The sequence below is a fragment of the Candidatus Limnocylindria bacterium genome, assembly GCA_036523395.1.
Classification (GTDB): Bacteria; Chloroflexota; Limnocylindria; order P2-11E; family P2-11E; genus CF-39.
The window spans coordinates 63,229-90,116 of the sequence record DATDEH010000044.1 but is presented as its reverse complement, the minus strand read 5'-3'; the positions used below and the strand labels follow the sequence as shown (position 1 = coordinate 90,116).

Genomic DNA, 26,888 nt, shown 5'->3' with positions numbered 1-26,888 from the left:
GGCGGGTTCGACCCCCGTTCGAGCCGGCATCGGCCAGCGCAGCTGACCCCCGAAGATGGGTCCGTTCACGCACTCGCCTCCTGCGCGTCCCACCAGGCAATCCACTCGGCCAGACCGTCAACAGTCACGTGGTGTAGCTGCGCGCGTCACGCTGATTTGATGCGACTCGCATCGCATGCTGAAAAGCCCAACATTTCTGCGCACGAAGACCATCCGCTGTGCTCCTGTCCGAGCGCGACGAATCGTGTTCGAGAGCGAGCCTCTGTCAGAGACGCGGCCAGACGGTCGGCAGTTCTACGGCGGACGCGCGTGGCACCTGACGAATCCGAATGCGTTGCGTCCCTGGCCGAAGGAGCTCCCGCTCGTAAGCGATGAATGACGAGCCCGCCGCCGAGGCACGTTCGACGTCTGTCCAAACGTCGGTGCGTGGTGGATTAGAGGCAACGCGCCAGGCAGGAAGGTGAAGCTAAGACCGCTACGAAGGACTCGCGTGCGCGAGGGCGCCGTCCTTATAAACAGCGACGATTCTCGCGATCGCCGCGATGTCGGCCGATGGATCGCCTAGAACGACAATGCAATCAGCACGTTTACCGACCGCGATGATCCCGATGTCATCCCGCCCGCAGGCTTCCGCGGCAACGCTCGTGGCCGCTGCAATGGCTTGGAGCGGGCTCATACCGCCATCCACCATGAGTTGGAGACCAAATGCCACGTCGCCGAAGCGGGTGAAGTGAGGCCCAGCATCGGACCCGTACACCATACGGGCACCAGCGCCGAGTCTGAGGAAAGCCGCAAAGGTACCGAGGTGAGTGTCAAGGTGCCGCCGGAGTTGGTCGTCAGCGAGTTGCTCGTCACGAGAGAGGCCCCGCTCGAGCGCGATACGGCGCAGTTCCACGAGACGGTAATGACCGAAGGCTTGCAAGGTTGGACTGATGTATGTCCCGGACGCGACGAGCCCTTCTGCAATCTTCTCATCGAATTGAATTGCACCATCGGGACCCAGAAACTCAGCGTGTTCTACACAATCGATCGCAGCGTTCTGTGCTCGCGCGAGGCTCTCGGTTGCTCGACAATGCGCAGTCGTAAGTCGCTGGCGTTCGTGCGCCACAGCTACAACTGCGGATAACTCACCGATCGTGTAGGTGGGCAACCGCGGATTGCTTGACTTTGTTCCTCCGCCGCTTGCCATGATCTTGAGATGATCCGCGCCCTGATCGATCAGTTGGTTCGCGGCGGCGCGAAGCGCGACTTCCCCATCGGCTACGCCATTGCACCAGTGGAAGTGCCCGCCCGATGGTGTTATTGGCCGGCCGCTAGCCAGCACACGGGGACCCGTAGCGCGCCCGGAGGCGATCGTGTCTCGGATCGTGAATCCCACGTCGTTGCGCGCGCCATTCTCCCTAACTGTCGTCACTCCCGCCTGTAAGTGAACTCGCGCATTCCGGGCCGCGATTTCGACCATCGCCCGGTCATCGTCGGCGGCCATCTCCTCGTACGTTCGGCCATCCGCAGCCAACGACAAATGCGTATGGACATCGATAATGCCTGGGAGAAGCGTGCATCCAGGAAACCACTGCACGGTGGAGCGACGCTCTTGGTCCAAGTCGTTTGCAGAACCGACCCAGGAAATGTGTGAGCCCGAAAGACCAACGACGATGTTCTTCTGCCGCTCTTGGCGTCCATCGAGGAATCCATCTACGCCTAACCACGTCATCCCGTCGGGGCTCGTGCCGGTCATGCGAAACCGTCACGGCGTTCTGGTCGTACAGGGTTGACCAGACGACCTGAAGGTTGCGCGGCTACTAACTCACCGTTCACCACTACTGGTCGACCACCAATGATCGTGCTGACGGGCTTTCCCCGGCCGGAGCGGCCATGCCACACAGAGACTTTGTTCTTGCTGTGGAGCGTCTTCTCATCAATTACCCAATCGCGCTTCAAGTCAACGATCGTGACATCGGCATCCGCACCAACCACCAGAGCACCCTTCCGCGGCCAAACTCCCCAAACTCGGGCGGGGTTGACAGAGGAGACGTTGACGAATCGCTCGAGCGTCATCCCACGTGTGTTGACAGCTTCGGAGAGAACGAGGGCAGCAGCGGTCTCTACTCCCGTGATGCCCGACATTGCCTGCCAAATGTCCGAAGCCGTCTTCTCGGCGTCCGTATGTGGCGCGTGATCAGTGGCGATCATGTCGATATCGCCGTCTAAGAGACCGCGATAGAGTTCGGCCGCGTCATCGGCCGTGCGCACAGGCGGATTACAACGCAGACGGGATCCCTGCTGCACGAGGTCGTCGTGGGTCAAAAACAAGTACTGGGGCGCGGTCTCCGCTGTGACATCAACGCCCTTCCTGCGCCACTCTCGAATGGCGTTTAGGCCGTCTTTCGAGCTGAGGTGCAGGATGTGAATCTTCGCGCCAGTATGCGACGCAAATAGACAGACACGGTGGATGGCTTCCACTTCCGCGATGACCGGGCGGGACTCGGCAAATGCTGCCCCGTCGGTCCGACCAGCAACGCGGACCTTCGCTTGAGCGTGGCGCAAGATCGGACCAGATTCGGCATGAAACGCAAAGCGAAGGCCGGTGTTTGCGACATCAGCCATGTAGTCGAGAAGCTGCCCGTCGTCTGGAGTTGCTATTCCTCCCACGCTCTCGCCGAGATAAACCTTGTAACCAACGACTCCCGATTCCGCCATCGGCACGATTTCGCCGCCGTTGTCTGGAATCAAGACGCCTACAAGCATCACGTCCACATATGAACTCTCGGCTATGAGCCTTTGCCTCAGTGCGACGATGGCCGAACTCGCTGTGAGCGGAACGGTATTCGGCATATCAAGCACGCAAGTCACGCCACCTACCGCCGCTCCGATCGATCCGGTTGTCAGGTCTTCCTTGTGCTCCAGACCCGGAGTTCGGAAATGGACGTGGGCATCGATCAGGCCGGGCATGACGTACATGCCACCTGCGTCGAGGTCCTTCAAGGCGGGAGGCAAATAGTTCTCGGTAGCGACGGCGACAATGCGGCCCTTATCTATGGCGATGCCGGCCGCAAATGTCTCGTCACCGGTTACGACAGTTCCGTTTCTGATAACAAGATCTACCGGCATGACGCGCTCCGGGGAAACTCGCGTCTACTTCCGGACACGCTTAACAGCTTCCATGTATTGACGGACTCGCGCGACATCGACTCCACCACCTGATTCCTTATCTCTCTTGAACGTATGGCCCACGATCACCCCGTCGAACTCAGCGAGAAATCGTCCGACATTCTCGTGCGTGGTCCCGCCTCCGACATACACCGGCGTGTTGCCGACCCTGGGCTTCACGAGCCGCACCCTGGCCAGGCTCTCCTCCACTGATGTCCCCGTGACAACTAAGGCGTCGGCCATTCCTTGGCGAGACGCCTGAACAGCGGCCTCCTCGATCGGCATCGACCCTAAAGGGGAGCTGGACCGGTCATAGACGTCCGCCGCAATCTGGATGTCTTGTGCGCCCGTGCGTGCGCGGAAGGACTGTGCCTCGTACGCCGTTCCTTCAATGATGCCTCCGAACGCAACCACGGCACCGACATAAACCTTGACCCGAACAAACGCCGCGTCGACGGCGTGCGCAACCGACAATGCGCTGTCGGTCCCGTTAGGAAGGATGCTTATCCCTAGCGGGATCGGGCCGAACTCACGACGCATCTCCGTCGCAATTCGAGTCATGTACGCGATGGTCTCTGCCCTCTCTGCGGCTGGAGGCCAATCCTGATTGTTCTGGATGCAGATTGCGTCTACTCCTCCTGCCGCCAGCGCTGCGCCATCGGAAACAGCGTTCTCAATGACGCGATCCAGACCTTCTCCCCGGTACGACGGGCTGCCCGGCAGAGCCTTGAGATGGAGAGTTGCGATCACTGGCTTCTTGATCGTCTGAAAGAAATGCCCACCGGGCTGCGTCATCGATTGTCTCCGCCAGCTATTGGCATCAACGGATGGGCACGCGGCTGAGCATCCGGCCCACCAAACAGCGCATATCTCATCTGATTTGACTTCCCGCGACCATCCGAACGTTGGTCTCGTACTGATCACTGCTGATGAACTGAAACGCTGGTTTGCCGAGCGATTTGCTAATCGCCGTCGCCAACAGTTGCCCAGGTACGCAGTAGGTCAGCGGTGAGAACTCCTCACGAATTGTTCCGACGACCGGACATGTGGAGTCGGATATGGATTGAGTTTCCCGATCTTCCGAGTCGCAGACCGACGTGATGTGTGCGCCCATGGCCTTTGCACCCGAAATCAACTCGTGCGCTCGATCGCGGCTCGCCCCCGGCGGAACGATGACGATGAGGTGGGTCCCGCGGCGCGTAAGGAAGTACTGCTCGTGTGCCCACTCTTCAAGTTCTACCGGTACTCCATGGCGCTGCGGTAACTCGAACATCTTCGCCGCCATGAACAGTGCCGTCGCGTAGCTGGGCCCGCCTCCTAGGATGTGGTACTCGTCCGTTTCGGACAGCACCTTGGCTAACCGGTCCAATGACTCGGCATTCGCTTGAATCGTTCGCGAAATCACCGTGCCTGCTCTTCGGATTTCCTCGACGAGCTCGGCGTGTCCATCGCGATTCAATCTCCCCGTGCCTATACCCAGGCCGAGGGCTACTAGGTAGAGGGACACGATGCTCGCGATGTAGTTGCCCAGCTTGAATGTGCCCTCGCCGGGTGGAGCAGGTACGCGGTATTCCGACTCATTCTGATAAATCGCCAGATCCGTTTCCCCAGCGAAGGCGCCACCATCCGTGCCGGTTACTGCGACGGTGAGTGCGCCTGCGGTCTTCGCCCGCCTCATGGCCTCGATTGTGCGAGCCTTATTCCCACTCGCCGAAACGCCAAAGACGGCCGACCGCTCGGGAATGCCGTGGACGACATAGCGTGAAAACTCGAGCGCCTCGACGGGCTCCATACGGCAGCCGGAGTGCAAATCGAACGCGAGACGCACGGCCAATGCGGCGTACAGGGAGTCGCCGCACCCCGTGACGTAGACATTGCGAATGCCGCGTCCCTGAAGCTCCTGTACCACACGGCTGGCCTGTATTCCGACACTTCGCACGACGCCATCTACGAGCTCAGCTTGGTGCTCGATAGCTGACAACATCGTTTCCACGCTCACTGCGCGCTTGTTCACAAAGTCCGTGCGGTCATTCACAAATTCAATCCAATCTGCGAGAGCGCGCTCTCGTCACTTGCCATGGCAGGATCGAACCTGATTTGGCCGTGAGTAAGTTCACGATGGTGGAGAACGCACCTCTAGTTGAGTTGTGAATTTCGCCCTGCCTCCGACACAAGCCGTCGTAGAGGGACGAGTCGGCTCTCGGCCTCGTCCCTCGAAACCTGCAAGCCATGTCTTGCATCGAATGCTTCTATGACAAAGGACGCCGATACCGTCGCCCGAAGGCCAGACTCGAGCGCGTCATGGCCGTCGATGACTGCGGCCAGAAATCCTCCGCAGTAGGCGTCGCCGGCCCCAGTCGGGTCTTTGACTTGAGCCAGCGGAACCACGGGAATGTGCCACGATCGTCCGGCCTTCGAGTCGTGCACCCAAGAGCCTTCACTTCCGACCTTGACCGCGACGATCCAGGGGCCGAGCTCAGCGAGCCTTGCCAGAGCATGCGGCCAGTCCTCCTTGGCGCCAGTGAGTAGCCCTTTGGCCTGGATCTCGCTAGGCAGAAACAAATCCACGGCGCCCAGCAATTTCGTGTGAAGCTCGAGCGGCAAATCCGGGTCGGTTGCATCCAGGCTTAGTAGCTTGCCCTGAAGAGAGTCGACGTAGGCCCGCTGGGCTGGATACCCCATATTTGCGATGTGAAAACCGCGTGCGGATCGGAATGATGCAGGTACATCGTCAAACCTCGGGTCGAATAGCTCCCGAACAGACTCCGGCACTCGAATCATCGACGATTGCTCGGCCCATTCCTTTCCAACTGTCGGCTCGGATAGAGGTAAGCGACTGGACGGATCTACCTGCCGACGATGGCCCTGTTGGTCGTACTGGTATCCAGACAGGAGGGCGTGCTCATCGTTGACACGACGGATGCCCGATGTGTCGATGCCGGCGTCGGCAAGAGCGTCGAGACAGTCTGCCGGATAGTCAGACCCCACCCGGCTGACGATGCCAACGGCCTTCGCCCACAAGCGCATACCGACGGCGGCGTAAAACGCATTTCCGCCGCACTGCCGGTGATGTACGTCTCCCCGGGGTCCAACTACGGAATCAAGCGTTAGACCACCGACGGCTACACAGTCAAGCACAGCATCGAATCCGCACGATCACTTCAGCCCGGACATTGCTACTCCACGCACGTAGTAGCGCTGGAGGAGCAGGAAGATGGTTAGCACGGGAACCGTCGCCAGGGCGGACGCTGCGAAGATGTCCCCCCAGGAGGGAAGCTGTTCGGGAGCACTAAAGCTCGCGATGGCCACTTGAATGACTTGCTTGGACGAGTCCTGCATCACGATCAGGGGCCATAGGTACGAGTTCCACGACCAGAGGAACGTCAGCAAGACCAATGTGATAAGCGCCGGCCGCGACATCGGTAAGACGATGTTCCAAAAGATCTGAAGACGAGATGCCCCTTCGATGATCGCGGCCTCCTCATAATCTCTGGGAACCTCGAGGAACGCTTGACGAAGCAAGAAGATTCCCAGGGGATTCGCAATCCATGGAAGAAACAATGCGAAATAGGTAGACCGAAGGTCGAGGATTCCCATCACCTGGAACAGCGGGATCATCGTTGCCTCAAACGGAATCAGAGCGGCGAAGAGCACTAGCCCGAAGAGCGCGTCCCGTCCTGGAAATCGCAGGCGGGCGAATGCGTATGCCGCCATCGCGCACACGGTGAGCGTAAGCACGACCTGTGCGGCCGCCACGATCAGGTTGTTGAGGAAATTGCGGCCGATCCCCCGTCCAAATATGACACTCGCAAAATTGTCAAGAGTCGGGCGCGCGGGAAGGATCGTTTCCCACGTAAGCGGATATGCATGGGCGAAAATATCGCCCTGAGTCTTGAAGGCAGAACCGAACATCCAAAGGAACGGCGTCGCAAAAGTCAGCATTACCGCAAGCATCAGTAAGTAGAGAAGGAACCGCAGCGGCCTCGGCCGACGTTGAAGACGACTCACTTAGTACTCGAACCGCGTCCGCAGAATCCGGCCCTGCAGAAGTGCAATAGCAATCAGGATCGCCATCAACACGACTGCCAAGGCGAACGCGTAGCCCAGGTCGAGGAATACGAAGGCCTTCTTGTAGATGTAGTACACGGTCATGAGGGTGCTGTTCTCCGGTCCGCCCTCGGTCATGATCTTGACCTCGGCAAACACCTTGAAAGCAAAGATCGTGGTCAGCACCACCGTGAAGAGGATGGTTCGGCGGAGGAGGGGCAACGTTAGATGCCGCACAGCTTGCCAGCCGGATGCACCGTCAAGCTGCGCGGCCTCGTAGAAATCTCTAGGGATCCCTTGAAGACCACCTAAGAGGATCAGCACGGTCAATCCCGTGTCCTGCCAGATTCCCAGGGCGATGATCGATGGAAGCGCCTGGTCTTTGCTAGTCAGAAAGGACTGAGGCTCGATGCCCACCGCCCCGAGAATTGAATTGATCAGCCCGGCTTGCGGCTGATACATGAGGCCCCAAATCACCGCTGCAATCGCGACCGCTGTCACCGTTGGCGCGAAGATGGCGCTGCGAAGAAGTGTCGTACCGCGCAGACGTGTTTCGATGAGTAGCGCGAGCCCGAACGACAGGGGTAGCTGGATCACCAACTTGGTCCCCGTGTAAACAACAGTGTTGAGGAGCGATCGACGGAACTCTTCGTCCGAGAGCATCGTCATGTAGTGCTCTACGCCGATGAACGTTTCGCGGTCCGGCACGAGAAGATTGAGGTCAAATAGGCTTCCACGAAGAGCAATGAAGATCGGCAGAAAGTGAAAGAGTCCTAAGCCGACGAACGCTGGTGTTAGGAAGAGCGCGATGGTTGCCCCATCTCGCAAACGGCGCACCGCTCTGTCTCCCAATGGGCGAGCCGGCGTGGCGGCGGGCCCGTGGATGCTGGGGGGCCCAGCCGACTCGACTGAGCCCCCCGCAGATTCGTTTCCCGAGCGGGATGCGACCCGCATTTTCATCACCCTACTTTGGGTACTTTGCTAGCTCCTTATCAACATCGACAGCAGCCTTATGGAGAGTTGTCTCAACAGGCGCGCCAAGTGAGATGTCCTTAATCGCGGCATTAATGATGGAGTCGAAGATCGCCCACGCGGGCGTTGGCGGTCGTGGTGCGCCGATCGTCAGAAGTTGTTCTTTCAGCATGCTGAGCGGGTAGTCCTTATACGCTGGCAACTTGTCGAAGAGCGACTTGCGAGCCGGCATGTTGCGGTTCGCGTCCCAGTAGCGCAGCCGATTCGCGTCGTTGTAGATGAAATTCAAGTAAGCGGCCGCCTCGGCTGGGTGGGTGGAGCGCGCCGAGATACCTGACGCGTTACTGCCAGTCATGACTACCGGCTTCTTGAAATAAGGCATCGGTGTGACACCGATGTTGAAGCCCCCGTTGGGGTATTGGGTGTTCATACGACCGAGGATGCCTTCGTGGTCGATGGTCATGGCTGCCTTCTTGTCTAGGAAGGCGTTTGGAATTCCGACTTTAGAGGTCACCGCGTGAACCATCGTGAGGTCCTGGAACCACTTTCCGGCAGTGATCGCTTCCGGAGAATCGATGTAGCCCTGCACGGTCGTCCCATCGGGACTTATCGCAGCGAAGGTCTTGTAGAGGCTCGAACTTATGGGTGCTGATCGGTCGCCGGCTGAGCGCGAGAAGATGCCATCGCGATAGTAAAAGCCCGCGCCTCCCGCGCCGAATCTGGACGGCTCAAGAGGCCAGACGTCCGGAGACTTCGCTTTGAGCTGCATCCATACCTTAAGTGCCTCGTCCCATGTCCAAGCGTCCGCAAGCTTCGTGGGCGGCTTAACGCCGATGGCGTCGAGCATGTCCTTGTTATAGAAGAGCGCCGGAGCCGTCTGGCGGTCTGGCATTGAATAGAGTTGTCCCTGGTACGACTGCTCTTCGAGTGTGGCGTCAACGATGTCTGCCTTGAACCCCGCTGGTAGGTACTGGTCCAAGGGTCGCAAGATCTTGAGGTATGCATAGGTCTTGGTGTTCGGGCCATCAATGAAGAAGATGTCAGGCGGATTCCCTCCGGCGACGGACGCCTGAATCTTGTTGCTCAACTCTCCGAAAGGAACAACCTCGGCCTCGATCGTGATATTGGGATGATCCTTCTTGAACTCGGCAATCCAGCTGGCGTGTAGGTCCTCTTCGGCCTTGGTCGCGGTATACCGAAGAATGCGTAAGGTGACAGGTGCGGTCGTGAGTGTCTGGGATGGACCTGCTGGGCTAGAGCTCACGCCCGCCCCCGTCGGCGTCGGTGTCGCGCCTGCACATGCAGAGAGAAGCAATGCAACGACGAGCGCTGGGACTATCGACTTCAAACGGCGCGTCGGACTCTCCACTTATTCCTCCTCCATCTAGTTGGTCGAGACTGCACTGACTCGGGGGCGCGCGATTCGATTACAGATTCGTCGCTAAGTGCCACGGCTCTCTACTTGGTTGTGATCGCTGTTACGAATCCTCCCTCTGCGCATGGAAACGACGTCGTCCGCGCTTTCGTTCTCCGTTCGTGCCCGTCGGAGAGTTTGAAATCGAAAGACGTTGGTATCGACGTAGCTGTTGCCGTAGAGGACGATCTCTCCTCGAGATGAGATCGCTGTCTGGCTGAGAAGCAGGAGTGCGTGATTCGGCACGACGCCCAACTCTCTAGCCAGGTCGGCTGAGGCATTTACAGACTGAATCCGACAAGTAGCGGAAACGACCGGGTGACCCACGGAACGTAGGAGGGCAAACAGGGACCAATCAGCCGATCCAGTTGGGACGAGCTCTCTTGAGACGATGGACGACGGTACGTACTCCTCGACGTGAATCGCGCGTCGACCATCGGCAGTCCGAGTCCTAGACAGGTGAAGAACTGACGACCCGATCGGAACGTTCAAGACTTCGCTCAATTCGAGCGTCGCGGGCTCTACGTCATAGCGCAGGGACGCGACTCCAGGCTCATAGCCGTGCTGCCGGATCAGATCAGACGTCGACGTCAGCTGAGAGATGTCGTCGACAACGGAGACGGCATGGCTCGCGGTCTCCGAGACAAACGTCCCGACGCCGTGCTTCCGATCAAACAGGCCCTCTAGAACGAGGACTTGTACGGCAGCTCGTAGGGTCGTGCGGCTGACTCCCAGGATCGTTGCCAGTTCAGGCTCAGAGGGCAGGCGTTGCCCCGGCGCAATCCTCCGCGCCCGAATGCCATCGCGAAATGCGCTGGCAAGCTGGTTCGGCAGAGCCCGACGGTTCCAGGGTGTAACCAGCCAGTCGAGTTGTACGATGTCGGACATCTCTGGGAGGATAGCCATCAACCGAGCTACGTCAAGACGGCCGACGGCGCTTATGGCATTACGGAACGAGTCGCACAGCAGAAAACGACGAGATTTCGATCGCGTCTCGCAGCAGTTCGCGACGAACAGCTTCTCGGGGCGTGGCGAGGAAGCGGCCGCTCATTTAGGCACCCGACGCTGCGAGATCAGGAGTTCCTGCGGCTAGGAGGATGCGTCCAGTTCACGCGCTCGCCTCCTGCGCGTCCCACCACGCAGTCCATTCGGCCAGACCATCGACAGTCACGTGGTGTAGCTGCGACGCGTCACGCTGATTTGATGCGACTCGCATCGCATGCTGGAAAACCCAACATGTCTGCGCACGAGACCATCCGCTGTGCTCCTATCCGAGCGCGACGATCGGCCAGCTTCGGGGTGGTCCATTGACCAGACCCGTTTCAGGCTGCTTCAGCCGTTCGCGCCCGCTGCTCTAGCGATCGAAATCAAGAGCTGCAGCGACGAGCGGTGCACATGGGACGGATCGTGTACGCGGGGAAGGAGTCGAACCGGCTCGATGAGGTTGATGCCGGCGTGCTGCACGACGAGGCCGAGTACCTCAACGTCTACAAGGAACCGCGGCGTGACCCGTGGGTGATCGAGACGCTGCCGGTGCTGAAGCGGATATCGACTGGCGATCTCATTCGCGCCTTGAAGGTCGGACGAAGCACGGCGAAGCGCTGGAAGGCAGGTCAAGCGAGGCCGCGCAGCGGCACGTTGGAGATGGTGCGTCGCCTGGTTCGTGACCGAAGGTAGACAATCCGACCTCGTGCCGAAGGCGCCAAAAGCGAAGGCCGCCAGATACCCGCGCGAGTGCGGTGTTCTCGTCGCCGACCGAGAGCCAACGGAACGCGACCGGCGGATCGACCTACGACCCGGCGCCGAGAATCCGGTCATGCCAACGAAGAAGTGCGGCGCGAGGATTTCTAACGCCGAAGAGGACCGCCACCACTGGGCCTCGGCGCATCCGGATCTCTGGGCGACGATTCAGCTACTCGCACGGGTCCGCGCAGAGGTCCGGAGCGCAAGGAGAGCGTAGGCACACTCTTACACAAGAATTGCGTTCAACACCGACCCGGGCTCGACGCCCGTCAACCGTGCGTGCATCTCGAAGGCTTGTTTCTCTGTCATTACTGCGATGGTGTCAGCGATTACGCGACATCTGGCGTCGTCCCATTGTGGCTTCGGTGTTGTGGCTTCAGCGTCCTCAAGCGCCTCACGCGGCCCGGGAGGCAGCAAGTCTCGATCGGTGCCAGTTGCGGCGAGAAGGATTCGGAAGAGTTCCCGCACCACCTGCCTTTGACCATGCTGTTGCGCGGCAAGCGCTGGGTTCGCGATGACGTAATGCCACGTGAGTTCCTTGAGCATGGTGATCTCCATTTCAGCGAATGGCTCTATGACAACCCTGCGCTCCTTGGTGTTGCGCGGAACGCGAAGGCGTATGGCACCAACGTACCGGCCGATGAGACCGCTAGTCAGATCGCGGAGGCTCGCTCGTTGAACGCGTGTACCACGGTACGGTTCGGCGACAGGGAAGGTGATGGCAAGGTCCCGGAAGGCAGCTCTGAGATTCGGGTGTGAGTAGTGGAGTGGGACTTTCCTTCGTGACCAGCGGTCGAAAACACCGCTAAGAAAACGCTCGACCTCCTTTGGGTCGACAACGAGACGGTCTAACGGAATTAGGCCCGCTTGGTAGAAGTCTTCGACATCGTGCACGGCGTAAGCGATGTCGTCAGCCCAGTCCATGAGTTCTGCCTCGGCACTCCTGCGGTCATCACCAATGTAGATGGCTCGTGCCCAGTCAAACTCGACGTGCTCAGTCGCATAGGATCCGAACTTTCGACTGTGTTGGCCATGCGCGCCCTTCAGCCAAGGGTATTTGAGGATTGCATTCAGCGTCGCCCGAGTGAGATTCAGACCCGGCTTATCAGTACGAATGCCCAGCTTGGTCACGATTCGGAATGTCTGGGCATTGCCCTCGTACCCGTCAGTCAGTCCGCGTTCGCGCACGACGCGATCAAGCTCTTTCTCGCCCACGTGACCGAAGGGCGGGTGGCCCAAGTCGTGGGCGAGTGCGGCCGCTTCCACAACTTCAGCATCGATCCCCCCTAACAACTCGGCGAGCTTCGGTCGCTCCGTGAGTAGCTTTTCGGCGAGACGGCGCGCGATCTGAGCTACCTCGAGGGTGTGGGTCAGTCGATTGTGGAAAACGTAGCCTTCGGCGGCGGAGACAACCTGCGTGACACCGGCCAGCCGTCTGAGAGCGCTCGTGTAGAGGATTCGGTCTCGATCGCGCTGAGACTCGGATCGATGCGCCGCAGAGGCTTCCAGAACAATCCGTTCGTCCCGAACCGTCGGTGGGGCATTCGCCGGGGATGTTTTCGGCTCGCGAGGCTTCGTTCTGCGCGCGCGTCCTACGCGGACACGACCCGGCGCTCTTTTGGAGCTACAACTCGCAGTTCGCGCTTCGGCGTCAGCTCGACTTCCATCGAGCCAATTAGACGCCAGATTGCGTCGCGGACAATCAGGTCGTCGAAGTGTTGACGGCGAAGCTCATCAACAACGTCCACCGAACTGCGCCGCCCGTTCTTGAGGAGCGTGAGAATCCGACGTTCGGCATTGACAAGATCTTTTGCCACCGTCTCTGCTCCCTTCAGTCTTCGCCCACGCAAGATTATGACCAAACTCGGGCTCCCGAAGAAGCCCCCTGTGCGGCGATCTTCGTTGCCCTGGCGACAGTTGACACACTACCGACCAGTCTCGCGATCGGAGCGCCCCAGTCGTTGTGCTTGGCCGCCCATCGCAGCGCTCACTGTCGCTGCAATTTCTCTGAATTGCGAGGGCAGGAAGAGCCTCTGCCTCGGGACGGGCACGCAGCCGCAGCCACTGCGTCGACGGTCGTGCTGTGTGCAGTCACAGGCGTATCTCACGGTAACTGCGCGAGACATCAAGGTCAGGAGGATGGGCGACCATTCCAGACCGGAATGTCACCAACAGCTTGGAGTGTCGCGTCGCACTCAGGACAAGGTCGCGAGGCTGATGCGTGCCGGCGAATCACTGAGCGAGTCAGGTCGAGGACGAGTGCGCTCTCAAGCTGATCGCCGGAAAGGTAGCGGAGGAAATCCGTAATGGCGACGCCGACAACCGCCATATTGAGGCTGATCACCGCTGGCTCAGGGGTTGGGATGTCGAGGTAGCCGCGTGCGACGTGCAGCTTGGCTTCCTCTTTCCCTAGCTGCTCCTGCGCGACTCGAAGCGCGTCCACCTTGCCAGCGCAGACCAAACACTCTCCGTCCGGTCCAAGAAAGTCGATGGCTCCGTAGATCCCTACGGGCGCGGTCGTGATTCTGCTTCCCAGATTGAAGACTGGCGTGAGGTACTGTCGGGCGTACCGGTTCAGCTCGGCCCGAGCTGTGTGTGTATCCACGCAGCAGAAGATGTAGTCGACATCTGCGAGGGCCTTGCCTGAGTCAACGTGCAGCTGCTCCGGACGCATGATCACGTCGGCGGCCGGATTGATCGACCGAATTAATCTCGCGGCGACATCGACTTTGGAGCGGTGTGGCTCAGCGTCGGTTGGGTTTGTTCCAGCGACGCGACTCAGATTGCTTTCCTCGATCTTGTCGCTGTCCCACAGCTGAAAGGATCCAAGCCCGAGACGCGCCAGCGCTACAGCGACGAGCGAGCCGATGCCGCCAAGTCCCACGATCGCGACCGACGCGCTCGCAAGTTGGAAGTGAGTTCTCTCGCCAAACGCGCGAATCTGACGGTCGTGTCGACTGCTGGTGGTGGAGTTGACTGACTGCTGCAAAGTCGTCAGCGATCGGCCGATCACTCGAATGCGGTCGATCGGCTCTGCCGGCCGACCTGACTCGAGCCAGTTCGCAGCGAAGCCGTCTGGGCTGAGTACGAGAGTGGCGTGCGGCCGTCCCGGCGCACGAGTGTGCCAAAACTCGCGAAGCTCCCGTTCGCCTTCGAGATCTGTCAGCGAGAAGAAATCGCCTCCCTGGAACGGGTGGCTATGGACAAAGACAAGGGACCAGCCTTCTGCGCGGGCTCGCTTAACGTGTGGGACGAAGAAGCGTCCGTCGACCCGGAGGCCGAACGACTCCTGTCGGAGCAGGGCAGCAGACTCGATTGGAATCACCTCTCGGACCAACAACCGTTGACGTTCAGCACCGAGGGCATGCCCACAAAGCAGGAGCGCCGCGCGTTCCTCCGGCCACGGGAACAGGTGCGTACGGAGCGCCGCGTACGTGTCGGGCGCGAACGTGATCTCTCGAATCATGGATGCTCGCCGAAGTAGCGACCGATGCTCCGGACGAATGTAACCAAGTTCTCCGCGGTCGGATCCCAGGGTCCGTTCCAATGCCAACTGATCTGGTCCCACAATTGGTCGCCAACCTGAACCTGGGTCATCACGCTGCGCGGTGGCTGTCCTGATGGCGAACGAATGTCACGTCCGAGCAGGAAGGTGTCGAGGGCCTGCGCCGGATACAGCGCAGGGACACGAACGCCGACGCGTGCGGAAACCGGTGTCCAACCAGGAGGACACGGAAAGGCCCTGACAATGACTAGGTCAGACTGCGCATCGACCGGCTGGCCTGTGACCTCACCGTAGATCCGGCGTAGTCGCTCAACTTCAGCGGTGGCCTGAGGGTTCAGTGCTGCGCTCCCGCATCGATGTGCTTCGGAACTGTGTAGAAGGCTTCGTCCTCGTGAATGTGCACCTCCTCACCATCGGCGATTTCTCGATCTGCAGCGCCGCCGCCCTTGTCCTGATAAAGACGAGCATCTGCCGGCGCGCCGCCAAGGGCCTTGATGGCGGCCCCGGTCAAAACACGTTCCGCGGTCTGGACTTCTTTCCCGTTCACCGTGAACTCGACCAGATGTGTTCGTGCCTCAGTGCTCATGTCTCACCTCAATCTGTCATACCTGTCACTGACAATTAGAGTACCGCGCGGAGATGACCGAGGTCAAGCGAATGTCAGTGCGTTGCGGCCTCGACCAGCTGAAGGTTTCCCTTTGGAGGAAACGCGGCCTTGTACGCAAGTGGTTGCCCCTTGCCGTGGGTGGGCGCGCCGGCGACGACGCCATACTCTCTCAGACGCTTCAGACGATTTGCTGTGTTCGTGCGCGAAGTGTCGATCATGTCTTTGAGTTCACTCGCCCGTGTCTCGCCGCTGGCACTGACCCGTTCATAGAGCTCGCGAAGCTCGTCATTTGCCCCGATTAGCTGAAGGTTCCCACGTTCGACGTCGGCTGAGCTATCGGCTGAGAAGGCAATGGCACGATGTCGATCTAATGCAGCATCGACCGCGGTGCGAACCTCCTCGTTCGCGCCCACGAACACCAAGAACATCCCATCGTCGTCAGGTCGGCGCACGAAAACGAGAGACTGCGCCAACAACTCATCGGTGAATGCCAGACCCACCAGTTCGACTCCCGTGAAGTCGAAAACAATTCCTCGCAGTCTCTCTCGGGATCGAGCAATCTCATGATCGATCTGCTGAGCAATCTGAACGGCGCGACGCCGAAGCCCAAAATATTTGTCCAACTGCGCAAACCTAAGGTGCAGCAGAAAAATCGAATCTCCCGTCTTCTTCATTTCCCTCCTCTGTGATGATCTCTGCTTCGACGGCACTAACGCTCCGCGAGCAAGATCGTGAACGAGATACCGGACCCAGAGGGCACGTCGCTCACCCTGCTTAGGTTGTCGCCGACAAAGCGGAGCCCTCGTCTCTCGTGGTACATCAGCACTGCGCCGAGACGACGCGCAAGCGCGACCGCCCTCGCGAGATCTCCACCTTCGCGAAGAGCCGCGGCAGGATCATCGATTAGATAGCCGATGTGCTCGAGCGACGGCCCCACGACCGCAAGCTGGAAGACGTACCCGATGAACGTCGCCGCGGCGTAACACCCATCGCCCCCAAGTGCGATCTCGCCGACAGCCTCTGAGAGGTAAAACGCCGCCTCACCGTATGGCCGAGTGGCTTCATCTTTGCCGATTAGAAGGCCAGCGGTGTTACCCAGCCACCCACCGATCGATCCATTGTCTAGGAGAACCACCGGGACTCCACTGCCGTAGGTTGTCGCTCGAGGGCCAGACGTCGCGATCTGCGTAGGGAAGTCGCGATCCCAGTGGCTCGCGGTGAGGACCTCGGCCCGGTCGACCTCGATGGGAAACACGATGCGGACGACCGCGTGTCCGTTGCTTGCTCGCTGCGTGGCGAGAGCGGCCGCCCGCACCACCGACACCCCACCAGCCGCGGTCATCGAATCGATCTGAGAAAGATCAATTTCGACATCCTGCGATAACGGCACCTGCTCAATCCGCAACTGCGGCGTGAAGCCGATGAGCTTGCCGGTGAAGACAACCGGGACAGGACGCATTGGCAGAGATGATAGCCGACTTGTCACTGACCGGTGTGACGGAAGGAAAGATGGACAGCGCGCACGCCACCAAGGCCACAAATGGCCCATTTCACGGGCCTCTATCTCCTATCCCGTGTCGCGCGCGACTCACACGCAGCGCGTTCCGCTCACCATGGTCACGCTCGCCCGTCACGCGGTTGCCATGAACGGTCCCACCGTCCCCGCGCCTAGGCTCTTCGGTCGGACAACATTCCGCAAAGTTTTTCCAGACCCTCGACAGAGATGTCAGGGCAAACACTGGCGGGTCGACCCAAGTTCCACCGGCGATCTCCAGTGCCTACCCGCCCTGTCGGCTGGTTCACGCGCTAGCCTCCTGCGCGTCCCACCATGCGATCCATTCGGCGAGGCCGTCCACGGTGACGTGGTGTAGGTGGGTGCCGTCATGCTGATTTGATGCGACTCGCATCGCGTGCTGCAAAGCCCAACATGTCTGCGCAGGACGACCATCGGCTGTGCTCCTTGTCTGCAGCTCCTCGACCTTGGTGACGCCTTCAGCTCTCGCGCGCGCGGACGATGCGCGCAGCAGTGCTCGGCCAGATGCCTGGCAGCGACTCGAGCTCCGCGGGATAGAAGATGAGGCGTTCCGAAATGCGCCACTGTTCAATCGCGTCGCGGACAAGGCGCTCCCACGAGGTCATGCTGTCCCCGATGGCCGCGCTGCTATGCATCGATGCCCTTGGCCTCAAGGCCCTGTGGAAGGAAAAGGGGCAACAGGCAGTCAGTAGAAGCCTGAGCCGCTTTCGATCCCGACTCCGGAGTGCGCTAGACGACCGAGGTGTTGCTGCGTGAGTGCTTCACAAAGCCAATGCTCGCTGGTCTCCGCTACGCGCTCGACCGACAGCTTCTTATCGCGAGCCGCGCCTTCCTTTGCCCTGCGTGTCAAGGTCGGCAAGGATCGTGGCGAGTAGGGCCGCGCCGGCGACGATCGCGGCGTAACGCAGGATCGTCGACAGGCGCGGGTCGCTGGTAGCGGACTCGAGACGCGCGATGTACGGCTGGGTCGTTCCCATCCGTTCGGCGACGTATGCCTGTGTCAGGCCACGATCTGCGCGCGCTTGAACCAGCCGCTCGATGATCTTGCCCTGGTCGATCGGTGAGCCTTCGTGCATTGACCCAAATCTAGGGCGGGCCGGCCCTCAGACGCGACATATCCGAATGGATATACTGGCACGGAAGGCGAAAGGCGGTGGCGAGAGTGGGCACAAAGCATGTGATCGGCCTAGCCATCCTGTTTGTCGCAACGGCGCTCTTCCGCGAGGAGTTGGTCAGGCAGTTACGTCGCAACGGTCTGCTCTAGCCTGACCGCGGACATCGACTTAGAAGGAGAGATCAATGGCGAAGCCGACGAAGACACAGCTCAGCCAGGCGGGAAAGGCATTGCGCAACCCTCACACACGCGAGAAGAACGAAACCAAAGCAGCGAAGACGCTGGCGGCAGGGCGCAAGCGCAAGTAGCGGCATTTCTCCGTGGCCGCCACGTGATCGGGCCAACGTTTGCCGCGGCGGAGGACCCGACCGCCGAGCACCGCGAAGCATGCAGCCCGGTGTGAAGGACAGCGCGACCGCATAGCGCACGCAACCCAGTTGCTGACGAGTAGGCTTCTTTTCACACGGAGGTTCCATGTCATGAGCGATCTACGCTCGTCGACGGTCACTCTCGACGGCGTCGCGGACGCCGCTCGTTAGACCGTCCGCCGCAGAGAGCATGCGGGGAGGCGGCGATGCGTTTCAAGTCGAAGGTCGTCAACGGCATCCAGGTCTTCGCAGTGAGCGGCAACGGGACGGTCTCGTTCGGGATCGCCGCGACCGACGTGGCACGCACCGGGCTCTTCGGCTTCGCGATCGATCGGACCGACACGAGCTTGCCGAATGGTGCGAAGAATCGCACCCTCCCCATGCTCAACTCGAAAGTGTTCAAGTCCGAGATTGGGACGTCGACCACGTCGATCCCCGAAAAGAGCATGTGGAAGCACCCACTCCAAAGTTTCGTGTGGGACGACTTCAACGTGCTCGACGACCGGCCGTACGAGTACGTCGTCACGCCGCTCGAGGGAACGAAGACGCACCTAGTGCCGCGCACTGACTACCCAGCGATCTCCATCAAAGTACGGACAGAGAAGCTCTTCAGCACGAAGACGCATGACGTGTTCTTCAACCGCGGCGTCGCCAGCAGTCAGGCCTACGCTCGCAAGTACGGGAACAAGAAGCCGGACAAGCTGCCAGCAGCAAAACGGGCGGATGCATACAAGTGGCTGTCGCGCAAGCTCGACCAGGGCATCCTTGAATTCATCAGGAATGCGAAGAAAGGCGACACGCTGCTCTGCTGCTTCTACGAATTCAGCTACCAGCCCGTCGCGAATGCGCTCCAAACTGCGCGCACTTCGGGCGGCGTGAAAGTCCGAATCATCCTCGACGGCAAACAGAACGGGAAGAAGAGCAAGAAGACCGGGAAGGTCAGCCCGCCATTCCCCCGAGATGAGAACGAGAAGACGAAAGACGCAGCCCACCTCCCGGGCTCCGCCGTCATTTGGCGCGAAGCAAATCCGGCCAACATCGAGCACAACAAGTTCATGGTCCTGCTGAAAGGAAAAAGAGCCGCGCCGGCAGAGGTGTGGACGGGCTCGACGAACATCACGCAGGGCGGCATCTTCGGGCAGACGAACGTCGGGCACTGGATCCGGGACGCGAAGGTCGCGAGCGCGTACCAGAAGTACTGGAAGCTTCTCTCGACCGACCCCGGTTCGCAGAAGGGCGACGCGAGGACCGACGCGAACAAGAAGAAGAAGGACTATCGCGCGAGGGTCGAGGCGATCGCGAAGCCACCGACGACGATGGATGCGATCAAGGGGGTCATGCCAGTCTTCTCCCCCCGGCAAGGACTCGCTGTCCTCAACTCGTACGCGAAGCTGGTGGACAGTTCGAAGAAGTCTGCCGCGATCACGCTCGCGTTCGGCATAGGCAAGCAATTCAAGGACGTGCTCAGTAACAACGACGCTGCTGGCCCGCTCATCTTCATGCTCCTGGAGAAGCGCGACGTGCCGTCAAAGCCCAAGGCCGGGACGAAGCCGAAGACCGCGTTCGTGGCCCTGAACGCAAAGAACAACGTTTACGAGGCATGGGGCTCGTTCATCAAGGCGCCCCTTTATCAGTGGGTCAACGAGACGAATACGCGCGAGCTCCAGCTCAACAAGCACGTCGCTTACATCCATTCGAAGTTCCTGCTACACGATCCGCTCAGCGACGATCCGATCGTCGTGACTGGCTCGGCGAACTTCAGCAAGGCGTCGACCAACGACAACGATGAGAACATGGTCATCATCCGAGGCGACACCCGTGTCGCCGACATCTACTTCACCGAGTTCAACCGCCTCTTCTTCCACTACTACTTCCGCTCGGTGACCGAAGCGCGCAAGGGCAAGCAGGACGATCAGGCGCTGAAGGCGCTCACGCTTGACGAGACGGGCACCGATTGGCATGCCGCTTACGCGCCCGGAACGCTGAAGACAAAGCGCGTGGCGATGTTCGCAGAGATGAAAAACGCACTGGAATCATGAGCAACGACGTGCAGGACCATCGCCTTGTCCCGCTATTAGGCGCCACGCCATCACAGCTCACGCTCAGCTGAAGATGAAGCGCGTCAAGGTCATTGAGGAGGTGCAAGGCGCCAAGGTGGCGTGACGGGTCCGACCTCCACCACGCGTCAAGAGCGCTGAAGACAATCTCGCGGTAGGTCTCTCTCGCGCGCACTGCTATCGTGCCGTCCCGCCCAAGCCGAAGCTCATCGAACCACTCCTCCACGAAGCGCCGACGCTCGTCGTCGGTCATCTCCCCCCACAGCTCGCCGACGCGCGAGGCGAGGGCGATTGCTTCCGCCGGTGGGACAGGGTCGTCTGCGATTGGGAGTTCCTCGAGGTCGCGCGTGAGCAGCTTGCGTTGGGTCAGGTACGCGTCCTCAGCCATGTCGCCCCACCTGTATAGGTTCCGGATCCGCTCAAGCTGCTGCTCGACACCGCGCCGGCGAATAAGGATCTGCGCGAGCACGTCGCCCGAAACGCCCAAGCCGCGCGCGACCCTGATCGACCGGCAGGTCGCGTTGCCGTCGATGCCGCGCGGCAACTCACCCACCGGCTCGCGTTCCACGCGCAGATCATCCGCGTCACTTGCCGTGGAGGGTACGCCGCGCTACGTACGTGGAATGTGCGAAAGGCTCCGATGTCCGTCGCTGGATGAGAGCGCAGCAGACGCCTCCGGAGCCCTCTACGCCGTCATCGCGGGTCTGAGCGTCAAACCCGCGGCGGAACTGGTCTTGCATCTCTTGCCCTATTTGCCGGAACCTGTGCTTGAGCGGCTGCAGCGGGCCTGGGGACCAGATCGGGCGCAGGCCTTGCGTCCGGGTGCATATGTGATTCGACGGCACGACGACGTGTGAGCGCCACTACGCACTCGCAGGACGGGTGAGCGCGAGGGCCCGTTTGCTCTGCTCAAAGGCTGCTTGCGTCTGGTTGCGCGCGGCCAACGCATCCGCGTAGGCCTCGTGCACCTCGGCTCTGCGTGCTTGCGGTTCGCCAGCGTTCGCCTTGATCGCCTGCTCGAACGCGGCGACTACACGTGGCAGCGTCGTACGGCTCGCGCTCAACGCTCGTGCGCGGATGAGCGTGGCGTTGCCGCGCGCGTACCGCGTGGCCCGGGGATGCGCGAGCGACTGCTCGGCAAGGCGCACCGCCTCTTCCGCTTTGTCCTGCGCGAGGGCGAGCTCTGCCCGCGTCGCGATGATCAGCGCCGCGAGCTCACCGTGATCGATGCGCGCGGCGAGCGCGTCCGCGCGGTCTAGAGCTTCCTTTGCGCGCCGGTACTCGCGACGGTTGATCGCCACCCAGCCCGCGGTATTCCAGGCCTCGGCGACGGCGCGCTCGCGGCCGAGCTGTTCATAGAGGTGGAGACTGCGCGCGGTGTAGGAGACCGCCGCTTCCGAATCACCTTGGGCGTGACGCGTGAGCGCGAGCCCGGCGTACAGCTCGGCGAGCGCACCAGCGTCTCCGACATCGCGGGCTACCTGCAACGCGCGTTCGGCGCTGGCGTTTGCCGATGCGTAGTCCCCCATGCGAACGAACGCATTCGCGAGGAACAGCAGCACCTGTAGCTCCAGCGTGCGGTCGACGACCTGCGCGGTCTGCAGCGCGGTGTCGCACTGCACCGCCACCCGCAGCGCCTCGCCGGGCGCATCCAACTGCCGGTAGGCGTGGGCCATGTCCAGCAGCGTGCGTGCGGCAAGGTCGTGCGCCCCGCTGGTGCGAAAGTCCCGGGCTGCATTGTCAAACGCCGCGAGCGCTTCCTGCGCACGGCCGAGCTTCAGGAGCGCGCGCCCGCGCGCCCGTACGGCACGCGCTCGATCCAGGCCTTTGCTCCGTCGGTGGGCGCGTTCGGCGGCCTCGAGCGCGTCCGCGCCGTTGCCCGACAGCAGCGCGCGTTCTGACTGCAGAAGCTCGAGCTCGACCGCGGGTGCCGACTCAGAGGGAACCATCAACTCTGAAACCGCGACCCCGAGGCGGCGCGCGAAGATCTCTGCCGCTCGCAGCGAGATCCGTGTACGACCGGTCTCGACCAAGCTGATGAAGCCAGTGGTAAAGTCGTCCCCCGCGAGCGCCGCTTGGGTGAGGCGGCGTCCCTGACGCAGTGACCGCACGCGCTCGCCGAATGCGGGATCGATCGGTCCCTTCGCTCGCTGTCGAACGCGGCGCGCGTTAACGGTTCGCGTACTCACCACTTGAGCATACGGAAACGGGTGGGCGGCCGACTGGCCGCCCACCGCTTGACGGGGTTCAGCAACCCCAACCGGGAACGCAGGGCGGTCGCGGTCCAGCCAGCGCCACCTCACTGGCTTCTACGAGTAGCGAGACCACGGCCGCCAGCAGGATCACCAGTTGCCTAGCCATGTCATGCCTCCGCAGGCGGCCGCCGATTTTGTGTGTGCGAGGCGCGCCGACTGCGGCTGGGACTCTAATTTACGTCTTCTTAGTTTTACTAGACATCGACCGACGGGCTACCGCCCCCGCCCCCAGCGCGCTCCTGGAGGGCCGGGGAGCGCGTCTGATCGGCCCGGGCGCCGCGCGACCGACAGCAAGCACGCACGAGTATTACTAGACGCAGGGGTATGCTTCCGGCGGGGCTGGCGGGGAACTGTGAGGGCGAGCGGGGAGGGCAGCCGTGGCGATCGTTGGCTCGTCGTCGACATCGAACCTGCAGCGCACGGTCTTCTGGTGGTTGGTGATTGGAACGCTGATTGTGGTCGCCGTCGCCGTGTACGTCGCGATGTTCGGGAAGGTCGCCACGGCGGCAGCACGCGACGCCGCGGCGACGGTCGCGCTTGCCACGACCGTCGCGGTTGGCATCGAGCGCGGCATCGAGACGCTGTGGACCATCGTCGGTTTCTTCCGCGGCGCCTGGTGGCCCATGAGCATCGTTGGGACGAAGGTCGACGAGATGGTCACTGACCTCAACGGGGTGCTCACGCCGGTGTACGCGGGCGCAACGGACGCGGTCCAACAACTCGCGGCCGCGGGCACATGGACCCAGGTGCAGATCGACGCCGCACACGACGAGATCGCGAAGATCGATCAGGCGATCGCGGACCTTCGGACCCTCGCGCCCGACGACCAACGCGTCCAGTTGATCGGCAGTGCCACGCTGAAGGGCATCAACGTCCTCCAGCAGAAATACCCGCAGGTCACCGCATCCGTGAAAGTCGCGACCGAGGCCATCGCTGGTCTAACGAATTTCGTCGGGACGTTCAAAGACAATCCCGGCCGTCGGCTCATCAGCCTGTACCTCGGCATGCTCATCGGACTGGTCGTCGCGGGCGCACTCGGCATCGACCTCTTCGAAGCGGTGTTGGTTGGCAACGCAACGCTCGCGAGCACCGCGGCGAGCGCGGCGGCCGAGAGCCAGCCCCTGCGCGTCGGTGTCGTTGCATCTGGCCTGCTGCTCGGGCTCGGCGCGAACCCAACCCATGAGCTGATCAAGCTGCTGCAAGAGACCAAGAAGAGCCGGGCGGCGCACAACGTCTCCGAAGTCCAGACCACGTCGGCAACCACCACCCTCAACGGCGCCGAGCAAGACGCGGTCGTAGCTCGCGGGTTGGTGACCACGTCGCCGGCGCGCTGGAAGCTCACGCGCGACTAGGAACGGGTGTGTCAGGGATTCGGGCGATGATCGAAGGGCATACGTTCCGCAGCGCAGCAGCTACCGCTGGATCATCGGCGCTGGTGGGTGGGGCAGTTGGCGCCGGCTGGGTCGCCGCCGCCTCTGAGTTCACCGGGAAGCTGACCGGCGAGGCGCAGGTCATCGCCCTGCAGTTCCTCGGGTTGATCATCGTCATCGCTGAGGTGGGTGTGATCCTGATCGCCCTGCAGTCCCTGCGCGCCGGTGGATCGCACGAGTCCGACCTGAGCGAAATCGGTGATCTGGGCGATTGACTACCGGCGACGTAGCGTTGTTGAGCGTGGGCGCCGCTATCGCTTCGGCGATCACAGGCTTGGTGAGCGTGGCGTTTGCAGCGCGGGTCCACAACGAGACACGCAACTTGCTGAGTCCGTTCGAGCGTCCCGTGCTCTCGCTGATGAACCCAAATGCGGCTCGCGCTGCCGACGGCTACGGCCTGCTCATCAAGAACACGGGGCAGCGAGCGGCAACCAAGATTCGTTTTCGCACGCGCGCCGCGCCCGAGGACGATCCCGATCGAGGACTGGACTTCTTGCCGGTATGGGAACCTGCGAACGACTACCAACCGAGCGCCGAGATGGTGCTCATGCTTACGCCAGTGTCATTTGAGCGAGTCACGGTGCTGCAGGTCGAGGCGCGCTACGCCGACCCGCTCACCGGGAAGGTCTTTGACGCCGAGTCGTACTGGCTGCGCATCTTTCCGCAGGAGCCCGAGCCGGTCAGAGGGATGGATCGGGACACGCGCATGAAGCTGGAGCAGAGGTGGGGGACGCAGTGGACGCCGGCTGCGCGACACGAACGCGAGATGTCCGACGCGAAGTCATGAACGAGTGACGAGGGTGTGATGCCACGAACCGAGGGGCCGGGGCGGACGAATGGCCCGCCGCCACCGCCTCACAAAGTGAAGAAGACTGGGAAGAAAGCCAAGAAGGCGGCGAAGAAGAAGTGAGCGCTCGTCGACCGGCGCCACCACCCGCGCCCGCACCGAGGCCACCGGAGACCAAGTCCCCGGGTGGTCCGCACGGGCCACCGCCACCACCGCCCCGGCCGCGGCCCCGCTAACGCACCGCGGTGGACAAAGCCACCAGCTTCGGCCTCCCCTTCTTCTATCGGGTCGTCCTCCCGGGAACGATCGTGGTCGTGCTGCTGTCGCCGCTCCTTGGTCGCGTTGTCCGGGTGCTGGCAGATCCGCTGCAAGCCGTTGCCGGGTGGGTCGGACTTGCGGTCTTCGCCGGGATCGTCATCGCAGCGCTCGACGACCCGATCTACGAGGTGCTGGAGGGACGACGACTCTGGCCGAACTGGCTGTACCAGTGGCGGCGTCGCCGCTGGCAACGATACGTCAACCATCTTCGCGCTACTGCGAGACGCCTCCCGCAAACGGACTGGCGCTACCTCGAGACCTGGGATCGGCTGCGGCGATTCCCCACCCGCGAGGACGGCACGCCTGTCGCGACGCGTCCGACGAAGCTCGGTAACGTGCTCGCGAGTTCGGAGGACTACTCGCTGCGCGTGTATGGCTTGCACGCCGTCGCGTACTGGGAACGCCTGTGGCTCGTGGTTCCCAAGGATGAGCGCGAGGAGATCGATCGATCCGCGGCGCTTGCGGATGGGTGGACGTACGTGACGGCTGCGGTGCTCTTCGTCGGTGTGTTCTACGTGGCCCTGGCGATCGGGTCGGCAATGCTCGCGGCAATGCGTCTTCCGATCGCGCTCACAGCCGACGAGCGGATCGTGGCCGTCTACGGCGGCATCGCCCTCGTGCTCGCGGCGCGGCTCCCCTACTCGCTCTCGCTCCCGGAACAAGCGCGGCGAGGCGAGACCATGAAAGCGATGTTCGATCTCTACCGCGAACGACTCGAGAGGATCAGGGTCCCGGCGTCGCCCGTCGAGCGCGCCGAAGCAGAGCGGATCGGCACGTGGCTGGTCTACGGCGACGGCACGCCCGCGCCGACCGAAGAAGAAGGACGACAGAACGCCGCGGGGTGAGACGTGCCCCGCGTGTTCGGGCCAGTTCGCCGAGACGCGGTGGTTGGGTCGTTGACTGATGCCCGCGGTGGTGGATCACACGTCAACACGTGATGTCCCCTTTCTTGACGACCACGCGATTCGCAAGCTGCGCGAGCTCGCGGTTCGTGTAGCGGTGGCAAAAGATGAACGTTCCCGACTCGTCGACTGCCTCGATGGTGGCGACCCAAGTCTCCGGGCGCTCGTCCTTGATCAGCAAGTTGTCTTTCTGAGACGCGCCCGGATCGAGTACCCGTTTCACCCCCGGGTATTCGCGACCGAATGGGTATACGGTCACGCGGCCGTCGGTCGCATTTTCGTAGATGACGCTATGGCTCAGGTCGCCCAGACGAAAGCCGCACGCGACCAGCGAGACGGCGACGATGCACACGCACAGGACCCTCGTCACGGGCTCATCCGCTGTTTGAAGCGCTCGTAGCTCAGGAACAGTCGGCACCTAGAACGACTTTGAAGCCGATCCCGCGTGGCGGGCTTGGGTGACGCGCAATCGTGTCGCGTACCAAGCCCGCCACCGAAGAGTCGTTACTGTGTGAAATAGAGACCATCCCAATGTTGGTCCGGTTCACTTCCCGTGCGGAATGCACCCGCCATAACTCCGAGTGTCTCGACTATCGCGCGACCGAAGGCATTGGCAACCATGCGGTCGGCATTCAGACCCGCATTGAGGACACTCTGCGGCGTGAACATCCCCTTGCGAAAGAGT

General features: G+C 61.6%; 25 protein-coding genes. 7 read left to right on the top strand and 18 right to left on the bottom strand.

What is annotated here, in order from left to right; translation table 11 throughout:
* Positions 1-475: 475 nt before the first annotated feature.
* From VI056_05580 to VI056_05545, 8 genes are all read right to left on the bottom strand, one after another.
* Positions 476-1,738, bottom strand: coding sequence for an amidohydrolase family protein (locus tag VI056_05580; protein HEY6202495.1), 1,263 nt, complete (start codon positions 1,736-1,738; stop codon positions 476-478).
* A complete protein-coding gene (allB, locus tag VI056_05575; protein HEY6202494.1) occupies positions 1,735-3,111 on the bottom strand; it encodes an allantoinase AllB in 1,377 nt (458 codons plus the stop codon). The genes VI056_05580 and allB overlap by 4 nt, the downstream gene beginning before the upstream one ends.
* A gap of 24 nt (positions 3,112-3,135) precedes the next feature.
* Positions 3,136-3,945, bottom strand: coding sequence for a BtpA/SgcQ family protein (locus VI056_05570; protein ID HEY6202493.1), 810 nt, complete (start codon positions 3,943-3,945; stop codon positions 3,136-3,138).
* 76 nt (positions 3,946-4,021) lie between these two features.
* Positions 4,022-5,185, bottom strand: a complete 1,164-nt coding sequence (locus VI056_05565; GenBank protein ID HEY6202492.1) for an SIS domain-containing protein — start codon at positions 5,183-5,185, stop codon at positions 4,022-4,024.
* A gap of 101 nt (positions 5,186-5,286) precedes the next feature.
* Positions 5,287-6,177 carry a carbohydrate kinase family protein gene (locus VI056_05560; GenBank protein ID HEY6202491.1) on the bottom strand — a complete coding sequence of 297 codons (891 nt, stop codon included), beginning with the start codon at positions 6,175-6,177 and terminating at the stop codon, positions 5,287-5,289.
* Positions 6,178-6,306: 129 nt separating this feature from the next.
* Positions 6,307-7,092, bottom strand: coding sequence for a carbohydrate ABC transporter permease (locus VI056_05555; GenBank protein HEY6202490.1), 786 nt, complete (start codon positions 7,090-7,092; stop codon positions 6,307-6,309).
* A 66-nt stretch (positions 7,093-7,158) separates the two neighbouring features.
* Positions 7,159-8,034 (bottom strand): sugar ABC transporter permease, encoded by an 876-nt coding sequence (locus VI056_05550; GenBank protein HEY6202489.1) that lies wholly within the window; start codon positions 8,032-8,034, stop codon positions 7,159-7,161.
* Positions 8,035-8,161: 127 nt separating this feature from the next.
* Positions 8,162-9,538, bottom strand: a complete 1,377-nt coding sequence (locus tag VI056_05545) for a sugar ABC transporter substrate-binding protein (protein ID HEY6202488.1) — start codon at positions 9,536-9,538, stop codon at positions 8,162-8,164.
* Positions 9,539-10,978: 1,440 nt separating this feature from the next.
* On the opposite strand from VI056_05545, the gene VI056_05540 reads away from it, so the two are divergent.
* Complete coding sequence (locus tag VI056_05540) at positions 10,979-11,260, top strand: hypothetical protein (protein HEY6202487.1); 282 nt, start codon at positions 10,979-10,981, stop codon at positions 11,258-11,260.
* A 291-nt stretch (positions 11,261-11,551) separates the two neighbouring features.
* Here VI056_05540 and dgt read toward each other — a convergent pair whose 3' ends face one another.
* From dgt to VI056_05500, 8 genes are all read right to left on the bottom strand, one after another.
* Entirely contained in the window at positions 11,552-12,835 is a 1,284-nt protein-coding gene (gene dgt, locus VI056_05535) for a dNTP triphosphohydrolase (protein HEY6202486.1), read from the bottom strand.
* A gap of 83 nt (positions 12,836-12,918) precedes the next feature.
* Complete coding sequence (locus VI056_05530; GenBank protein HEY6202485.1) at positions 12,919-13,143, bottom strand: hypothetical protein; 225 nt, start codon at positions 13,141-13,143, stop codon at positions 12,919-12,921.
* Between the two features lie 314 nt (positions 13,144-13,457).
* On the bottom strand, positions 13,458-14,792 hold the full coding sequence (locus VI056_05525) for a ThiF family adenylyltransferase (protein HEY6202484.1): 1,335 nt from the start codon (positions 14,790-14,792) through the stop codon (positions 13,458-13,460).
* A gap of 373 nt (positions 14,793-15,165) precedes the next feature.
* Positions 15,166-15,417 (bottom strand): multiubiquitin domain-containing protein, encoded by a 252-nt coding sequence (locus VI056_05520; protein ID HEY6202483.1) that lies wholly within the window; start codon positions 15,415-15,417, stop codon positions 15,166-15,168.
* A gap of 74 nt (positions 15,418-15,491) precedes the next feature.
* On the bottom strand, positions 15,492-16,112 hold the full coding sequence (locus VI056_05515; protein HEY6202482.1) for a hypothetical protein: 621 nt from the start codon (positions 16,110-16,112) through the stop codon (positions 15,492-15,494).
* 35 nt (positions 16,113-16,147) lie between these two features.
* Positions 16,148-16,897 carry a hypothetical protein gene (locus VI056_05510; protein ID HEY6202481.1) on the bottom strand — a complete coding sequence of 250 codons (750 nt, stop codon included), beginning with the start codon at positions 16,895-16,897 and terminating at the stop codon, positions 16,148-16,150.
* A gap of 533 nt (positions 16,898-17,430) precedes the next feature.
* The gene (locus VI056_05505) at positions 17,431-17,607 is read right to left on the bottom strand and encodes a hypothetical protein (GenBank protein HEY6202480.1); all 177 of its coding nucleotides are present in this window, start codon (positions 17,605-17,607) and stop codon (positions 17,431-17,433) included.
* Positions 17,608-17,784: 177 nt separating this feature from the next.
* Positions 17,785-18,048 carry a helix-turn-helix domain-containing protein gene (locus VI056_05500; GenBank protein HEY6202479.1) on the bottom strand — a complete coding sequence of 88 codons (264 nt, stop codon included), beginning with the start codon at positions 18,046-18,048 and terminating at the stop codon, positions 17,785-17,787.
* A gap of 223 nt (positions 18,049-18,271) precedes the next feature.
* Here VI056_05500 and VI056_05495 point away from each other — a divergent pair, with 223 nt between their 5' ends.
* Both VI056_05495 and VI056_05490 read left to right on the top strand, forming a co-directional pair.
* Positions 18,272-18,394, top strand: coding sequence for a hypothetical protein (locus VI056_05495; GenBank protein ID HEY6202478.1), 123 nt, complete (start codon positions 18,272-18,274; stop codon positions 18,392-18,394).
* A gap of 266 nt (positions 18,395-18,660) precedes the next feature.
* The gene (locus tag VI056_05490; GenBank protein HEY6202477.1) at positions 18,661-20,493 is read left to right on the top strand and encodes a phospholipase D-like domain-containing protein; all 1,833 of its coding nucleotides are present in this window, start codon (positions 18,661-18,663) and stop codon (positions 20,491-20,493) included.
* Between the two features lie 881 nt (positions 20,494-21,374).
* Here the strand turns inward: VI056_05490 and VI056_05485 are convergent.
* Entirely contained in the window at positions 21,375-22,814 is a 1,440-nt protein-coding gene (locus VI056_05485; protein HEY6202476.1) for a tetratricopeptide repeat protein, read from the bottom strand.
* A 329-nt stretch (positions 22,815-23,143) separates the two neighbouring features.
* Here VI056_05485 and VI056_05480 point away from each other — a divergent pair, with 329 nt between their 5' ends.
* The 4 genes from VI056_05480 to VI056_05465 all read left to right on the top strand — a co-directional run bounded on the left by VI056_05480 (position 23,144) and on the right by VI056_05465 (position 26,146).
* The gene (locus VI056_05480) at positions 23,144-24,118 is read left to right on the top strand and encodes a hypothetical protein (protein ID HEY6202475.1); all 975 of its coding nucleotides are present in this window, start codon (positions 23,144-23,146) and stop codon (positions 24,116-24,118) included.
* An 83-nt stretch (positions 24,119-24,201) separates the two neighbouring features.
* Positions 24,202-24,411 (top strand): hypothetical protein, encoded by a 210-nt coding sequence (locus VI056_05475; GenBank protein HEY6202474.1) that lies wholly within the window; start codon positions 24,202-24,204, stop codon positions 24,409-24,411.
* Between the two features lie 62 nt (positions 24,412-24,473).
* On the top strand, positions 24,474-24,983 hold the full coding sequence (locus tag VI056_05470; protein ID HEY6202473.1) for a hypothetical protein: 510 nt from the start codon (positions 24,474-24,476) through the stop codon (positions 24,981-24,983).
* 245 nt (positions 24,984-25,228) lie between these two features.
* Entirely contained in the window at positions 25,229-26,146 is a 918-nt protein-coding gene (locus VI056_05465) for a hypothetical protein (GenBank protein HEY6202472.1), read from the top strand.
* Positions 26,147-26,228: 82 nt separating this feature from the next.
* On the opposite strand, the gene VI056_05460 is transcribed toward VI056_05465, so the two are convergent.
* The gene (locus VI056_05460; protein ID HEY6202471.1) at positions 26,229-26,573 is read right to left on the bottom strand and encodes a hypothetical protein; all 345 of its coding nucleotides are present in this window, start codon (positions 26,571-26,573) and stop codon (positions 26,229-26,231) included.
* Positions 26,574-26,888 lie beyond the last annotated feature (315 nt).

What these genes read in the sequence shown, in the direction of transcription:
- VI056_05555 (HEY6202490.1), bottom strand. Translation starts at nt 7,092, where the DNA reads ATGCTGACTTTTGCGACGCCGTTCCTTTGGATGTTCGGTTCTGCCTTC.
- VI056_05490 (HEY6202477.1), top strand. Translation starts at nt 18,661, where the DNA reads ATGCGTTTCAAGTCGAAGGTCGTCAACGGCATCCAGGTCTTCGCAGTG.
- VI056_05500 (HEY6202479.1), bottom strand. Translation starts at nt 18,048, where the DNA reads ATGCACGAAGGCTCACCGATCGACCAGGGCAAGATCATCGAGCGGCTG.
- VI056_05495 (HEY6202478.1), top strand. Translation starts at nt 18,272, where the DNA reads ATGGCGAAGCCGACGAAGACACAGCTCAGCCAGGCGGGAAAGGCATTG.
- VI056_05510 (HEY6202481.1), bottom strand. Translation starts at nt 16,897, where the DNA reads ATGCGTCCTGTCCCGGTTGTCTTCACCGGCAAGCTCATCGGCTTCACG.
- allB (HEY6202494.1), bottom strand. Translation starts at nt 3,111, where the DNA reads ATGCCGGTAGATCTTGTTATCAGAAACGGAACTGTCGTAACCGGTGAC.
- VI056_05505 (HEY6202480.1), bottom strand. Translation starts at nt 17,607, where the DNA reads ATGCATAGCAGCGCGGCCATCGGGGACAGCATGACCTCGTGGGAGCGC.
- VI056_05570 (HEY6202493.1), bottom strand. Translation starts at nt 3,945, where the DNA reads ATGACGCAGCCCGGTGGGCATTTCTTTCAGACGATCAAGAAGCCAGTG.
- VI056_05520 (HEY6202483.1), bottom strand. Translation starts at nt 15,417, where the DNA reads ATGAGCACTGAGGCACGAACACATCTGGTCGAGTTCACGGTGAACGGG.
- VI056_05540 (HEY6202487.1), top strand. Translation starts at nt 10,979, where the DNA reads ATGGGACGGATCGTGTACGCGGGGAAGGAGTCGAACCGGCTCGATGAG.
- VI056_05580 (HEY6202495.1), bottom strand. Translation starts at nt 1,738, where the DNA reads ATGACCGGCACGAGCCCCGACGGGATGACGTGGTTAGGCGTAGATGGA.
- VI056_05515 (HEY6202482.1), bottom strand. Translation starts at nt 16,112, where the DNA reads ATGAAGAAGACGGGAGATTCGATTTTTCTGCTGCACCTTAGGTTTGCG.
- VI056_05560 (HEY6202491.1), bottom strand. Translation starts at nt 6,177, where the DNA reads ATGCGCTTGTGGGCGAAGGCCGTTGGCATCGTCAGCCGGGTGGGGTCT.
- VI056_05525 (HEY6202484.1), bottom strand. Translation starts at nt 14,792, where the DNA reads ATGATTCGAGAGATCACGTTCGCGCCCGACACGTACGCGGCGCTCCGT.